General features: G+C 72.5%; 13 protein-coding genes. 4 read left to right on the top strand and 9 right to left on the bottom strand.

All coding sequences use genetic code 11. The features are described from left to right. Window positions 1-138 precede the first annotated feature (138 nt). A complete protein-coding gene (locus tag ACFYW8_RS04865) occupies window positions 139-1,338 on the bottom strand; it encodes an RNA polymerase sigma factor (RefSeq protein WP_389067909.1) in 1,200 nt (399 codons plus the stop codon). Further along, window positions 1,338-1,691 carry a YciI family protein gene (locus tag ACFYW8_RS04860; RefSeq protein ID WP_365875992.1) on the bottom strand — a complete coding sequence of 118 codons (354 nt, stop codon included), beginning with the start codon at window positions 1,689-1,691 and terminating at the stop codon, window positions 1,338-1,340. The genes ACFYW8_RS04865 and ACFYW8_RS04860 overlap by 1 nt, the downstream gene beginning before the upstream one ends. Window positions 1,692-1,794: 103 nt before the next feature. On the opposite strand from ACFYW8_RS04860, the gene ACFYW8_RS04855 reads away from it, so the two are divergent. Next, window positions 1,795-2,853, top strand: coding sequence for an acyl-CoA dehydrogenase family protein (locus ACFYW8_RS04855; RefSeq protein WP_389067905.1), 1,059 nt, complete (start codon window positions 1,795-1,797; stop codon window positions 2,851-2,853). A 170-nt stretch (window positions 2,854-3,023) separates the two neighbouring features. On the opposite strand, the gene ACFYW8_RS04850 is transcribed toward ACFYW8_RS04855, so the two are convergent. From ACFYW8_RS04850 to ACFYW8_RS04825, 6 genes are all read right to left on the bottom strand, one after another. Then, window positions 3,024-4,166: an LLM class flavin-dependent oxidoreductase gene (locus tag ACFYW8_RS04850; protein ID WP_389067902.1), complete on the bottom strand. Its 1,143-nt coding sequence runs from the start codon at window positions 4,164-4,166 to the stop codon at window positions 3,024-3,026. Window positions 4,167-4,279: 113 nt separating this feature from the next. Further along, a complete protein-coding gene (gene ssuE, locus ACFYW8_RS04845; protein WP_365875986.1) occupies window positions 4,280-4,834 on the bottom strand; it encodes an NADPH-dependent FMN reductase in 555 nt (184 codons plus the stop codon). 313 nt (window positions 4,835-5,147) lie between these two features. After that, window positions 5,148-5,225, bottom strand: coding sequence for a putative leader peptide (locus tag ACFYW8_RS04840; protein WP_365876167.1), 78 nt, complete (start codon window positions 5,223-5,225; stop codon window positions 5,148-5,150). A 238-nt stretch (window positions 5,226-5,463) separates the two neighbouring features. Further along, window positions 5,464-5,631: a hypothetical protein gene (locus ACFYW8_RS04835; RefSeq protein WP_261707043.1), complete on the bottom strand. Its 168-nt coding sequence runs from the start codon at window positions 5,629-5,631 to the stop codon at window positions 5,464-5,466. Window positions 5,632-5,775: 144 nt separating this feature from the next. Next, a complete protein-coding gene (locus tag ACFYW8_RS04830; protein WP_389067897.1) occupies window positions 5,776-7,977 on the bottom strand; it encodes an MMPL family transporter in 2,202 nt (733 codons plus the stop codon). A gap of 241 nt (window positions 7,978-8,218) precedes the next feature. Continuing rightward, window positions 8,219-8,740, bottom strand: coding sequence for a MarR family winged helix-turn-helix transcriptional regulator (locus ACFYW8_RS04825; RefSeq protein WP_389067895.1), 522 nt, complete (start codon window positions 8,738-8,740; stop codon window positions 8,219-8,221). Between the two features lie 185 nt (window positions 8,741-8,925). On the opposite strand from ACFYW8_RS04825, the gene ACFYW8_RS04820 reads away from it, so the two are divergent. The 3 genes from ACFYW8_RS04820 (at window position 8,926) to ACFYW8_RS04810 (ending at window position 13,044) form a co-directional block, all read left to right on the top strand. Beyond that, entirely contained in the window at window positions 8,926-10,452 is a 1,527-nt protein-coding gene (locus tag ACFYW8_RS04820) for an SDR family oxidoreductase (RefSeq protein WP_389067892.1), read from the top strand. Window positions 10,453-10,725: 273 nt separating this feature from the next. Next, entirely contained in the window at window positions 10,726-12,120 is a 1,395-nt protein-coding gene (locus tag ACFYW8_RS04815; protein ID WP_389067888.1) for a cryptochrome/photolyase family protein, read from the top strand. Window positions 12,121-12,306: 186 nt separating this feature from the next. Further along, window positions 12,307-13,044: a DUF4142 domain-containing protein gene (locus tag ACFYW8_RS04810; protein WP_365875976.1), complete on the top strand. Its 738-nt coding sequence runs from the start codon at window positions 12,307-12,309 to the stop codon at window positions 13,042-13,044. A 188-nt stretch (window positions 13,045-13,232) separates the two neighbouring features. Here ACFYW8_RS04810 and ACFYW8_RS04805 read toward each other — a convergent pair whose 3' ends face one another. Next, on the bottom strand, window positions 13,233-14,231 hold the full coding sequence (locus ACFYW8_RS04805; RefSeq protein WP_389067885.1) for a MerR family transcriptional regulator: 999 nt from the start codon (window positions 14,229-14,231) through the stop codon (window positions 13,233-13,235). Between the last annotated feature and the right edge of the window lie 3 nt (window positions 14,232-14,234).

Below are 14,234 nucleotides of genomic sequence, written 5' to 3'. Positions count from 1 at the left end.
CGCCCCCTTTCCGGCCCGGATCAGCTCAGCCGGTCGCCGGCCGAGGACCGACGGCGGGACTTCAGGACACGCTCTCCCCTGTCGCCGGGGCGCTGGGCCTGTTCCGTCGGGCCGCCGCGCGGGTCTGCTCTCGGACGGTCAGTTCGCGGCGAGGGCCGCTCTGGCCCGTTCGAGGTGGGCGCGTTCCGGCGCGCTCCCGGTCAGCGTGATGGCCGCGTCGTACGCCCGTAGCGCCTCGGTGTGCCGTCCGAGCCGGCGCAGCAGATCCGCCCGTACGGCGTGGAAGGCGTGGTAACCGTCCAGGTCGAGCTTCTCGACGAGGGCGAGAGCGGTCTCCGGCCCCTGAACCTCGGCCACGGCGACGGCGCGGTTGAGGGCCACGACCGGGCTGGGGGCGAGCTCCATGAGCTGGTCGTAGAGCTGGAGGATCTGTCCCCAGTCCGTGGCGTCCGCGGTCGGCGCGTCGCTGTGGACGGCGTTGACCGCGGCCTGGATCTGGTAGGGCCCCGGCCGGTTGCGGCGCAGACAGCGGCGTACGAGGGCCTGGCCCTCGGTGATCAGGTCTTGGTCCCACCGCGTACGGTCCTGGTCGGCGAGGAGGACCAGGTCGCCGTCCGCCGTCGCGCGGGCCGCGCGGCGGGCCTCGATGAGCAGCATCAGCGCGAGCAGGCCGAGCGCCTCGGGTTCGTCCGGCATGAGCTCGACGAGGAGTCGTCCGAGGCGCAGGGCCTCGGCACAGAGGTCGTCACGGCCGCCGTAGCCCTCGTTGAAGACGAGGTAGACGACGGCCAGCACGCCCTTGACGCGCTCCGGCAGGTCCGCGTCGCGCGGCACGCGGTAGGGAATGCCCGCGTCGCGGATCTTGGCCTTCGCGCGGACGATCCGCTGGGCCATGGTGGCTTCGGGGACGAGGAAGGCACGCGCGATCTGCGGGGTGGTCAGCCCGCCGAGGAGCCGCAGGGTGAGGGCGACCTGAGCCTGGGGGGCGAGAGCGGGGTGACAGCAGGTGAAGATCAGACGGAGCCGGTCGTCGCGCACGGGGCCCTCCTCCACGGGTTCGTCCGGGGCGTGCAGCCGAGCCGCTTCGGCTTGCCGGGCCGCCCGGGTGGACTCGCGGCGCAGCCGGTCGACGGCACGGTTGCGGGCGGTGGTGATGATCCAGCCGGCCGGGCTCGGCGGTACGCCGGCCTCCGGCCACTTCGCCACGGCCGTGGCGAACGCGTCCTGGACCGCTTCCTCGGCGAGGTCGATGTCGCCCAGGAAGCGGATCAGGACGGCGACCGCCCGGCCGTACTCCGCGCGGAAGACGGCCTCGATCTCGGCGGCGCCGACGGCCATCAGTCCTCGGTCTCGTGCATGAACGGGCGTACCTCGATGGGAAGCGTGGTCGCCAGCGCCGCCTTGCGCCCCCACATCAGCGCCGCGTCGAGGTCGGGCGCCTTGAGCAGACAGATCCCGCCCAGATACTCCTTGCTCTCCGTGTACGGCCCGTCGGTGACCAGGACGTCGCCGTCGCGGGCCCGCAGCACGGTGGCCGTGTCCAGCCCGTGCAGGCCACCGGCGAAGACCCAGGCACCGGCCTCGCGCAGCTCCGCGTGGAACACCTCCACGTTGTGCATGATCTCTTCCAGGACCTCGGGCGCGGGCCGCTCGCCCTGCGGCTGCATCACGCTCAACAGGTAGTACTTCATGATGTGTCCTCCTCGGCTGTCTCTCACTCGGCGTCTCGCTGACTACACGAACGAGAACGCGCCGGATCGACACACGCCACGACGACGGCTGGAGATTCCTTCGATGACCATCCCACCGCATCCGCTCGTCACCGCGGCCCGCGGTCTGGCGGCGGAGGTGCTGGCGCCGTCGGCGGAGCGCGTGGACCAGGAAGGCATCCCGGCGAGCAGCGTCGAGGCGGTCAAGCGTTCGGGGCTGCTCGGGGCGGTCGCCCCGGTGGCGTACGGCGGGTCGGCGGCGCCCGCCGCGGTGGTCCGGGAGACGGCGGAGATCCTGGCCGGGGCGTGCTGCTCGACGTGGTTCGTGCAGACCCAGCACCACACACCGGTGACGACACTGGCGAAGAGTGATCTTCCGGTGCGGGAGCGCCTGCTGGGTCCGCTCGCGCGCGGGGAGCTGCTTTCCGGGGTCGCGTACGCCCAGTTGCGCGCCTACCCGAGGATCCCGGTGCGGGTGACGCCAGAGCGCGGCGGCTGGCGCTTCGACGGGACGGTCCCCTGGTACACGGGCTGGGGGCTGAACGACGTCATGCTGCTGGCGGGAGTGACGGACGCGGACGAGGCGCTGTTCGCGTTCACCGAGGCGCGCGGGCAGCCGGGGCTGCGCCCGTCCCCGCCGATGCGGCTCGCCGCGCTCACCGCGTCCCGGACGGTCTCGCTGGAGCTGGACGGGCTGTGGCTGCCCGACGACGCGGTGGCACTGCGCACGCCGTACGAGTCCTGGGCGGTCACCGACCGGCCCAAGAACACCAATGCCTCACCGGCCGTGTTCGGGGTGACGGCGACGGCGATCGGTCTGCTGGAGGACGATCCCGCCGACTCCGCGAAGGAGACCGCGGGCGCTCTGCGGGCGCGTCTCGACGAGGTCAGGCGGCAGGCGTACGAGCTCGCCGACCACCCGGTGCCGACCGAACGGATCGACGAGCGGCTGGCCTGCAAGACACGGGCGTACGACGTGATGCGGGCGGCCACCACGGCCGCGGTCGTGGCCGGCGGCGGGCGGGCGATGGATCTGCGCAGCCCGGCGCAGCGGCTGGCGCGCGAGGGGATGTTCCTGCTGGTGCAGGGGCAGACGGCCCAGGTGCGCGCGGCGCACCTGGGGTCGCTGGGTTCGCCCGGGTAGGCGCGATCAGCCTGGCCGCCGGGTCGGCCCGGGCCGAGCGGTCCACCCCGGTCGCCGAGTTCGCCCGCGTCGACGGGTACGCCTGGAGCGCGGCTCACCCTGGCGCGGGGGCAGCCCGCGTCGACGGGGCCACCTGGAGCGCGCTCGGGTCACCGGGGCGACCGGTCCGCTCAGCCGGTGAAGGGCACCTGGGCGACGGGGGCGGGCGGGGCCGCGAACGGGTGCTGCCACAGGCCCTGCGCGGCGAGACGGGGCAGGACGCCCTCGCCGAACCAGTAGGCCTCCTCCAGGTGCGGGTAGCCGGAGAGCACGAACTCGTCGATTCCCAGGGCTTGGTACTCCCTGATCCGCTCGACGACCTCCTCGTGGCTGCCGACCAGGGCGGTGCCCGCTCCGCCGCGCACCAGACCGATGCCGGCCCAGAGGTTGGGGTGGATCTCCAGGCCGTCCCGGCCGCCACCGTGCAGCGCGAGCATCCGTTGCTGGCCCTGCGACTCGCTGCGGGCGAGCCCCGCCTGCACGGACCGTACGGTCGCCGGGTCGAAGCCGTCGAGGAGCCGGTGGGCCTCGGCCCAGGCCTGCTCGGAGGTGTCGCGGGTGATGACGTGCAGCCGGATGCCGAACCGGAGGGTGCGTCCCTCCCGCGCCGCCAGCCCGCGGATCCAGGCGATCTTCTCGGCGACCTGGGCGGGTGGTTCGCCCCAGGTGAGGTAGACGTCGGCATGGCGGGCGGCGACCTCACCGGCGGCCGGGGAGGAACCGCCGAAGTAGACCTCCGGGACCGGGTCGGGGACCCGGGCGAGCCGGGCGTCCTCGACCCGGAGGTGCTCGCCTGACACGTCGACGGTCTTGCCGTCCCACAAGTCCCGGACGATCCGCAGGAATTCGCCGGTACGGCGGTACCGGGCGTCCTTGTCGAGGAAGTCGCCGTAGGCGCGCTGCTCGTGGCTCTCGCCGCCGGTCACCACATTGAGCAGCAGCCGTCCGCCGGTCCGGCGCTGGAAGGTGGAGGCCATCTGCGCGGCGAGTGTGGGCGACACGAAACCGGGCCGGAAGGCGACGAGGAACTTCAGGCGCTCGGTGTGCTGGCTGACCATCGCGGTCGTCAGCCACGCGTCCTCGCACCAGGCACCCGTCGGGGTGAGGGCGCCGACGAACCCCAGATCCTCCGCGGCGCGGGCGATCTGGCTCAGATAGGCGACCGTCGGCGGCCGGTCCCCTCCGGAAGCGGTGGCGGGCGTGCCGTGGCCGCCGCCGACGACATGACGGCTGTCTCCGTTGGTGGGCAGGAACCAGTGGAAGGTGAGGGACACGGCGGCGTTCTCCGATCGGGAGGCCGGACAAGCGACGGCTACGGCTACGGCTACGGCTACGGCTGGTGCCAGGCAACTCGGTTACTGGCGAGGTCACTTGGGCGTCGATGACGTCAACCGGCCACCGCCAGCAGGGGGGTGCGGCCCAGAGCGGCCGAGAACTGGTCCACCACCTGGGCCAGGGCCTCGGCGGTGCCCGGCGCCACGGTGACGCTCCCGTCCTGTCCCGTGATGATGTCCTTGTCGAGCGTGAACCACCCCTGGACTATGTGAGCCGCCCCCATGGAGTTGAGGACCGGTCGGAGGGCGTAGTCCAGGGCGAGCACATGGGCGGTACTGCCCCCCGTCACCAGCGGCAGCACGGTCTTCCCGGTCAGGGCGTACTGCGGGAGCAGATCCAGCAGGGCCTTGAGGACGCCGGAGTAGGCGGCCTTGTAGACAGGGGTGCCGATGACCACCCCGTCGGCGCGGGCGAACAGCTCGGTCGCCTCGACGATGGCGGGGTGCTGGAAGTCGGCGCCGAGCAAGGCATCGGCCGGGATCGTGCGGACGTCGAGCGGAATCACCTCGTGCCCCTGCGCGGCGAGCCGGGCGTCGAGGTGGCGCAGGAGTTTGGCAGTACGGGAGGAGACCGAGGGGCTGCCGGAGACGGACAGGACGGTGGCCATGAGTCCTCTTTCGGAAAGGGGTGCGGAGAAGCGGACGGGGCGGAGAAGGGCGCGTCGGCCCCGCGCATACGCCGCACAGGCGGCTACGGACTCCGGTCCCCCGCGCGGGAGTCGGCCCCCACGCACGCGCTCGGGCAGCGGTGCGCCGCCCGACGGGGCGGGGTGCTGGAGGACGCGTCCAGGTCCGGGAACCCAGCCGGAGTTCGCGGGACGAAGCACGGGCGACGGGCGGGGAAACACGCCGGATCGCGGCGGGAAGGAGTTCACCGTGGACGTACGGCCCCTGGCTGAGGGGACCCCACCGCCGGGATCGTCAGGCGGCGCGGCAACAGAAGGAACTGGAGACACGCGCGAGGTCGACGTGGCGTCGCCGCGTGAGGTCCAGTCGCATCTTCATGGCGCGATCGTCGCAGCCCCCGGTCCGGGCAGTCAAGGAATGCCGGACCGGTCTCGCATCCCGGACCGCCCCATCACGCGAGGGCTCGGCAGGAAGGCCGTAGGCAACGCGGTCGGGCCGTGGAGCACCTGCGCCTGGGCGCTCCTTCCCGGGCTCCGGCGGAACCGCCGGGAACCATCTCGGCCCAACCGCTTCCGGGCGCGCACCGCGGGAATGGTGCGGGGGCGCCGCCTCAGTCCTCGTCGCCGAGCGGGACGACCACGAGGAAGGCGTCCGACTTCAGGTCCATCACTACCGTCGCCGCCAGGCCCTCGGTGCGGCGTCGTGCCGCGTACTCCTCCGCGGTCCAGGATCCGCGCGGAGCGCCGGCGGGGAATCGTTCCAGCACCTTTGTGCCCATGGCGGCACACCTCCAGCTCTGACGTCGGACCCGGAGCGACGAGTCCCGTGGAATGCGCTTGCCCGGGTTTCACCGAGACATGTCAGGTCCGTTCGCCGTCCGTCGACGGCGAACGCCCGGTCCTCTCGTACCTCCGCGCGCTCGTCATACCTCCACGCGCTCGCCCCCTCGGGCCTCGGGCTCCGCCGCGGGCTCGGGCTCCGGTGCGGACTCGCGGCTCAGCACCCCCGGCCACCACGCGCGGCGGCCGATGTCACGGACCAGGGCCGGCACCAGCAAGGAGCGCACGACGAGGGTGTCGAGCAGGACACCGAAGGCGACGATGAAGGCGATCTGCACCAGGAAGGCCAGCGGGATCACGCCGAGGGCGGCGAAGGTCGCGGCGAGTACCACCCCCGCCGAAGTGATCACCCCGCCGGTGGCGACGAGTCCGCGCAGCACACCCTGGCGCACCCCGTGGCGCAGCGACTCCTCGCGGACCCGGGACATCAGGAAGATGTTGTAGTCGACGCCGAGGGCCACCAGGAACACGAACCCGTACAGCGGCACGGACGCGTCGGTGCCGCTGAAACCGAACCCGTGCCGGAACACGAGCGACGAAACGCCCAGGGTGGCGAGGAAGTTGAGCGCCACGGTGGCCACCAGGAGCACCGGCATGAGCAGCGAGCGGAGCAGCCCGGTCAGTATGACCAGGATGATGCCGAGGACCACCGGCACGATGAGCGTGCGGTCGCGTTCGGCGGTCCGCAGGGTGTCGTACTGCTGGGCCGTGTAGCCCCCGACGAGCGCGTCGGCGCCCGGTACGGCGTGCACCTCCTCGCGCAGTCGCGCGACGGTGTCCTTGGCGGTGTCGCTGTCCGCCGCGGCCCGCAGCGTGACGTCGACGCGCACCCGGCCGTCGACGACCCGGGCCGTTCCCCCGCCGGGCCGCCCGGACCCGGTCACCGCGGCGGCCGACGCGACTCCGCCGGTCGCGCGCGCGGCGGCCGTGACCTGTGTGACGCGGTCCGCGTTCGCGATGATCACGGCGGGGTTCCCGGAGCCTCCGGGGAAGTGCCGTCCGAGGGTCTCCTGCGCGGCGACGGAAGGCGCGTCGTTGACGAAGAGCTCGTCGAGCGGGACGCCCTTCGCGGTGAGGGTGGGCGCGAAGGCGGCACAGGCGAGGAGCCCGGCCAGGGCGATCGCCCAGACCTTGCGCGGCGCATGGTCCACCAGGTCCGCGACCCGGTTCCAGATACCGCGGCCCGACCATGCGCTGCCCGACCGTGCGTCGCCGGTCCGTGCGCGGCCAGCCTCTACGTCGCCGGTCCGGGCGTCGCCCGCCGGGCGGGGCCTGGCCGGCCAGTAGGCGGCGCGGCCGAGCAGCACCAGGACGGCGGGCAGGAAGGTGAGCGAACTCAGCACGGCGCAGACCACGCCGATGGCGCCCACGGGGCCGAGTGACCGGTTGTTCGTCAGATCGCTGAGCAGCAAGGCCAGCAGTCCGAGAGCGACCGTTCCGGCGCTCGCGACGATCGCGCCCCAGGACTGCCGCAGCGCCGCCCGGACAGCCGTGAACCGGTCGGCGCCCAGGGCGAGTTCCTCGCGGTAGCGGGCGGTCAGCAGGAGCGCGTAGTCGGTCGCGGCGCCGATCACGAGGATCGAGAGGATGCCCTGCACCTGGCCGTCCACGCGTACGACGTCGTGGTCGGCGAGGACGTAGACGACGGCGCACGCGAGACCGAGTGCGAACACCGCGCCGAGGATGATGAGGAAGGGCAGCAGCACGCTGCGGTAGACGAGCAGCAGGATCACCAGGACGGTCGCCAGGGCCACCCCGAGGAGCAGTCCGTCGATTCCGGCGAAGGCGTCGGCGAGGTCGGCCTGACTGGCCGCCGGTCCGGCGATCCGTACGGTCGTTCCCGGGACGCGTTCGGCGGCGCCACGAAGGCCTTCGACGGCGTCGGGGAGCTGTTTGCCGAGGTCGGACCGGAGCTGGACGACGCCCTCCAGGGCCTTGCCGTCCCGCGACGGCAGTGCGGGTGACGCCTGGCCGACCACGCCGGGGGCACCGGCGAGCGAGGCGAGCGCGCCGGTCGCGGCGGACTGCCGGGCCGCTGCCGTGGAACCGTCGCCGTCCATGGTCCAGACGATGATCGCGGGCAGCGTCCCCGTCTGCTGGAAGGCACGCTGCTGGGCCACCACCTTCGTGGATTCGGCGCTGCGCGGCAGGAAGGCGGCCCGGTCGTTGGTGGAGACCTCGCCGAGTCTGCCGGCATAGGGGCCGAGGGTGCCCCCGATGCCGAGCCAGGCGACGAGCAGGACGACGGGGATCAGCCACAGGGCTCGTCGCGGGGTGAGGGACATCGCTCTCCAGATCTCACGGGCAGGTGCCTCAATGAATGACAATCTCAACCATTGAGATATCTCGCGCCCAGATCGTAGTCCACGGCCGGACTTCGGCCCCCGGCACCCACCCGGACGCACCCGGACGCACACAGAAGCGCGGGGCACACCTGCCCTCGGCCGGGTTCAGCGTCCGGGAGACCGCACCTCCGAGAGCGGTTCGTTCAGCGTCCGGGAGACCGCACACCCGAGAGCCGGTCGTTCAGCGTCCTGGAGAGCGCACACCCGAGAGCCGGTCGTTCAGCGTCGTCAGGAAGCGGAGGACCACCGACAGCTCGTCCTCGCTGAAGCCGGACCGCACGTTCGCGGTGACCTCGGCGAGGGGCCGGAAGTGGGCGCGCGCGGCCGACCTGGCATCGGGAACGTAGTGGAGGTGGACCACCCGGCGGTCGGGGCTCTCCCGGACGCGCCGTATGTGGCCGGCGCGTTCGAGCCGGTCCAGACAGGCCGTGACGGCGCCCGAGGTGAGTCCGAGGTGCTCGCGCAGCCGGCCGGGTGTGAGCGGCTCGGGTGCGTCGAGGATCGCGGCGAGCGCCTGCACGTCCGTGGCGTGCAGACCGTGTTCCCCCGCGAAGCCGTGGACCAGCCGGTTGATCTCGCCGTTCATGCGCCGCAGCTGGACCGCGAAGGCCTGGAGATCCGTGACGGCTGCCTGCTCCCGCTCCGGACCCGCGTCGGGGTCCGCCTCACCCGTCCGGTCGTCACGGTCATCTCGTCTGGCCACGTGATCAGCCTATAGAAGTCCGGGCGCATCCCCCGTTCGGGCGTCTCGCACGAAGGCCGTCGATTCCGGCGCATCCGTGAGCGGCGCCTGCGTCGAAGCAACCAGGAGGAATCAGAGGAACCAGGAGAGATCGGGCCGGGGAGCCGACCCTGGAGGGGCGAAGACGACGACCTACGGAGGACCCCATGAGCGACGACGACGCCCGTACCGGCCCGAGGTGTCTGGTGACCGGTGCCACCGGCTACATCGGCGGACGACTGGTCCCCGAGCTGCTGGCCGAGGGGTACCGGGTGCGCTGCCTGGCCCGCTCCCCCGCCAAGCTGCGCGACTACCCCTGGGTGGGCGAGGCGGAGGTGGTGCGCGGGGACGTCATGGACGCCCCCTCCGTCGCCGACGCGATGCGCGACTGCGAGGTCGCGTACTACCTCGTGCACGCCCTCGGCACCGGCCACGACTTCGAGGAGACCGACCGCAGGGCCGCCCGGATCTTCGGCGAGCAGGCCCGCGCGGCGGGCGTGCGGCGCATCGTCTATCTGGGCGGCCTCACCCCCGCGGGCGTGGCGGAGAGCGAGCTGTCACCGCATCTCAGGTCCCGGGCCGAGGTGGGGCGCATCCTGCTGGAGTCGGGCGTACCGACCACCGTGCTGCGCGCCGCGGTGATCATCGGCTCCGGCTCGGCCTCCTTCGAGATGCTGCGCTATCTGACCGAGCGGCTGCCGGTGATGGTGACGCCGAGCTGGGTGCGCACCCGGATCCAGCCGATGGGCGTACGCGATGTGCTGCGCACCCTGGTCGGCAGCGCCGGGATGCCCGCGGAGGTCAACCGTGCCTTCGACATCGGAGGCCCCGAAGTCCTCACCTACCTGGAGATGATGCGGCGGTACGCGGTGATCGCCGGGCTGCCCCGCAGGCTCATCTTCCCGGTGCCGGTGCTCACTCCCCGGCTGTCCAGTCACTGGGTCGGACTGGTCACCCCCGTGCCCGCGTCCATCGCCCGCCCGCTCACCGAGTCGCTGCGCCACGAGGTCGTGTGCCGCGAACACGACATCGTCCGGTACGTTCCCGATCCCCCGGGACGGCCGATCGGGTTCGACGCGGCGGTGACGCTGGCGCTCCAGCGGGTGCGCGACGCCCAGGTGACCACCCGTTGGTCTTCGGCCTCGTATCCGGGCACGCCCAGCGATCCGCTGCCCACCGACCCCGACTGGGCCGGCGGCAGTCTCTTCACCGACCACCGCGAGCTGACCGTGGAGGCGTCGCCCGAGGCGCTGTGGCGGGTGATCGAGGGCATCGGCGGCGAGAACGGCTGGTACTCCCTGCCGCTGGCCTGGGCGGTCCGCGGATGGCTGGACCGTGCGGTGGGCGGGGTGGGGCTGCGGCGCGGGCGCCGGGACGCGGCCAGGCTGCGCGTCGGCGACTCGCTCGACTTCTGGCGCGTCGAGGAGATCGAGCCGGGTCACCTGCTGCGGCTGCGCGCCGAGATGAGACTGCCGGGCCTGGCCTGGCTGGAGATGTACGCCGAGGTGACGGACGACGGGCAGACGCGCTATCGCCAGCGTGCCCTGTTCCATCCGCACGGGCTGCTCGGCCAGCTGTACTGGTGGAGCGTCTCGCCGTTCCACTCCGTCGTGTTCGGCGGCATGGCCCGCAACATCGCGCGGGCCGCCGAGAACGCTCCCGCCGGCCGAGGAGAACCCGCGCTCACGCCCTGACCGGCATTCGCGCGAGCCGGCCTGATCAGGCCCACGTACGAGCCCACCGGCTCACTCGTCCGCAGGATCCACCCTGATCACCGCTCCACCCGAGCCGACCCGACCGCAACCCGCGCACCGGCTCAACCCCTTACCCGCACACGCGCGGACACGCGCCGACACCCGCACACCCGCTCACCCGCACCGGCCGCCCACATCACGCATCCACACCGGCCGGCCGAGCCGAAGCAGTCCGACGCCGTACCCCTCGCAGTCCTGCCCCGGAGCCACCCCATGACCGTCTCGATCGTCCTGTTCACCTCGGACCTGCGCCTGCACGACCACCCCCCGCTACGGGCCGCCCTCGACGGTTCGGATTCGGTGGTGCCGCTCTTCGTCCGCGACAAGGCGGTCGCCGAGGCCGGATTCACCGCTCCCAACCGGATGGCGTTCCTCGCCGACTGTCTGGCGGATCTGGACGCCGGGCTCCGGGAACGCGGCGGTCGTCTGGTGGTGCGCTCCGGCGACGCCGTGGCAGAGGTGGCCAGGGCGGTCGCCGAGGCCGACGCCGACGAGGTGCACATGGCGGCGGGCGTCAGCGCCTACGCGCACCGCCGGGAGGAGCGGCTGCGCGCCGCGCTGGAGGCGGAGGGATGCCGGCTGCATGTCCATGAGACCGTCGTCACCGCACTGGCTCCCGGCGCGGTCACTCCGGCGTCCTCCGACCATTTCGCCGTCTTCACGCCGTACTACCGCCAGTGGGCGCGGCAGCCGTTGCGGGACGCGCTCGCCGCTCCCCGGATCGTCCGGGTGCCGGACGGCCTCGGCTCGGAGGAGATCCCGTCCCGCCCGGATGTGTCCCAGGTGTCCGAGGGGCTTGCGCGGGGCGGCGAGCGGGAGGCCAGGAAACGGCTCGCCGCCTGGCTGCGCTCGGGGATCGGGGCGTACGAGGACCGCCATGACGACCTGCCCGGCGACGCGACCTCCCGGCTCTCCCCTCATCTGCATTTCGGCACACTGTCGCCGGTCGAGCTGGTCCACCGGGCGCGCGGCGCGGACGGTGTGGGCTCCGAGGCGTTCGTACGGCAGCTGGCGTGGCGGGACTTCCACCACCAGGTGCTGGCCGCCCGGCCGGACGCCTCGGCGGCCGACTACCGGACCAAGCACGACCATTGGCGCTCGCCCGCCGAGGCGCGGGACGACATCGAGGCATGGCGACAGGGGCGCACCGGCTATCCGGTGGTGGACGCCGCGATGCGGCAGCTGCGCCACGAGGGCTGGATGCACAACCGGGGGCGCCTGCTCACCGCGAGCTTCCTGACCAAGACGCTGTATGTGGACTGGCGGGTCGGAGCACGGCACTTCCTGGACCTGCTGGTCGACGGCGATGTCGCCAACAACCAGCTCAACTGGCAGTGGATGGCCGGAACGGGCACGGACAGCCGGCCCAACCGCGTACTGAATCCGGTGATCCAGGCCAGACGTTTCGACCCGGACGGGGCATATGTCCGGCGCTGGGTGCCCGAGTTGGCGGGAGTCGCGGGGCGTGCGGTGCACGAGCCGTGGAAGCTCCGGGGCCCGGACCGCGCGGCCTGCGACTACCCGGACCCGATCGTCGATCTGTCCGAGGGGCTGGCCCGGTTCAGGAAGGCCCGGGGCCGTGACCGACCCGGGACCATGGCCGGGTGATCGGGAGGCCCGTGCCGAAGATAAACTGCCAAGGATTTTACCCGTTGTAGAGATTTCTCGCCGGAGGGCCGCCGTATAGGTGGTCGTCCGAACCACTCGTACCGGATCCGTCCGTACCGGATCCACCGCTCGGCCGACCGGAGCCAACAGCTCCGGGACCGCCGACCCGCCCCAGGAGGCTGCTCGATGCGCATTGCACGGAACGCGGGAACACTCTTCGTGTGCGGCGCGCTGACGTTGACTCTGGCCGCCCTCGCTTATCCGGCCATGCTGGGCGTTCAGACCACGTCCGCCGCCCCGGTCCGCATCATCGCCAATCCGTCGTCGGGGCCGCTGACCGAGGCCGACCGCGACTTCCTCGTCAAGGTGCGCGCGGCGGGACTGTGGGAGTACCCGGTCGGTCAACTGGCCCTGCAGAAGGGGACCATACCGGCGGTCCGCACGGCGGGGCAGCACCTGATCTCGGGCCATGCCGGGCTCGACGACGCGGACCGCAAGATAGCCAAGCAGCTCGGCGTCACGCTGCCGAACAAGCCGTCTCCGCAGCAGCAGGGCTTCGTGGCGACGTTGAGCGCGGACACCGGCAAGAAGTTCGACACCGACTTCGCCAACATCCTGCGTATAACGCACGGCCAGATCTTCTCGACCGTCGCGAAGATCCGCGCCACGACCGAGAACACCCTGGTACGTCAGCTGGCCGACCAGGCCAACGACACCGTGCTGGACCACATCACCGTGATGGAGAAGACCGGACTGGTCAACTTCAACCAGGTGATAATCCAGGAGACGACCCTCCCGAAGGTGCCCGCGATCAATCTGACGCCTCCCCCGCCGCAGCCCGGCGAGCCGGAGGTCGTCCTGACGCCGCCCGCGAGCGGGGCCGCACTCCCCGTGAATCCCTCCCCGACGCCGACGGTGGGCTGATCCGCGCACCCGACAGGAACGGCGGTCGCGTACGGGGGGGGAACGGCGGCCTCGCACGAGGCTACGGGACTGCGTACGCGGGGGGGGGACTGGTAGGACTGCGTACGCGGGGAGTTGGTACGACTGCGTACGCGGAGTAGTGGGGATGCGGCCCCGTGCGCGGGGCCGCTCGGTGAGCATCGGCCGGTTCAGCCGCCGGCCAGACCCGCCAACGCGGTGAGCGCGTCCCGCAGTCCCGGCGGTCTGAGCATGCCCGGTTCGGGGCGTCCGGCCCAGCCCGGGCCACCGAGGAGGACGACGGGACGGCTGCGGGCGCCCTTGACTCCCCAGGCGGTGGCGGCGATGTGCCGGGCCAGCGGGCGGTCGGCGGTGGAACGGGTCTGGGACCACAGCACGACGGCGACCGGCCCCAGGCGGCGTACCGCCGCGGTCAGCGCTTCCGGCGGCACGGCGGGGCCGAACATCCTGGTGGGCAGACCCTGTTCGACGAGTCCCGCGTGCAACGCCTCCAGCGGCAGGCAGTGTTGTTCGCCCGGCACGCAGGCCAGCACGACAGGTCCGGCGCCCGCGGCCGGCACTCCGGGCCCCGCCGGTCCGCAGGCGCGGTGCAGCACCCGGGAGATGTGCCACGACAGCAGGTGCTCCACCTCCACGTAACGGTCCCCGGCGGACTCCCACTTGCGGCCCACCGCGTGCAGGGTCGGCACCATCACCTCCTCCCAGCCGACGACCACACCATGGCGCGTGACGAGTGAGGTCAACTGGTCTTCCACGGACGGCGCGTCGAGGCGTACGGCGGCGCGCGCGAGGCCCTTGCACTCCTGTCGGGGATCCCCGAGGGGTTCCGCTCGGGGCGCCGACGAAGGGGGTCCGAGCTCGTCGGCCGGGGCTCCGACCTCGGGTGGGGCCTCTTCGGACCCGCCCTTCGCCGCCCTCGCGGCCTCGGCGGGCGGGACTCCGGCCGAGGTCAGCCGGCACATCTCCTCCAGCATCGCCACGTCCGGGGGCGTCCAGCGGCGGTGCCGCCCGTCGGAACGGACCGCGGGCCCCACGCCGTACCTGCGGTCCCAGGAACGCAGCGTGGTCGGTGACACTCCGAGGCGACGGGCCAGCGCACCCGTGGTGACACCGGCTTCGGCGGATCCCGCGCCCGGTCCCCGCCCCTGATCCGACCGGCTCTCACCCATACG

The sequence above is a fragment of the Streptomyces sp. NPDC002742 genome (assembly GCF_042888885.1).
Classification (GTDB): Bacteria; Actinomycetota; Actinomycetes; order Streptomycetales; family Streptomycetaceae; genus Streptomyces.
This window is presented reverse-complemented; position numbering and strand designations above follow the sequence as displayed.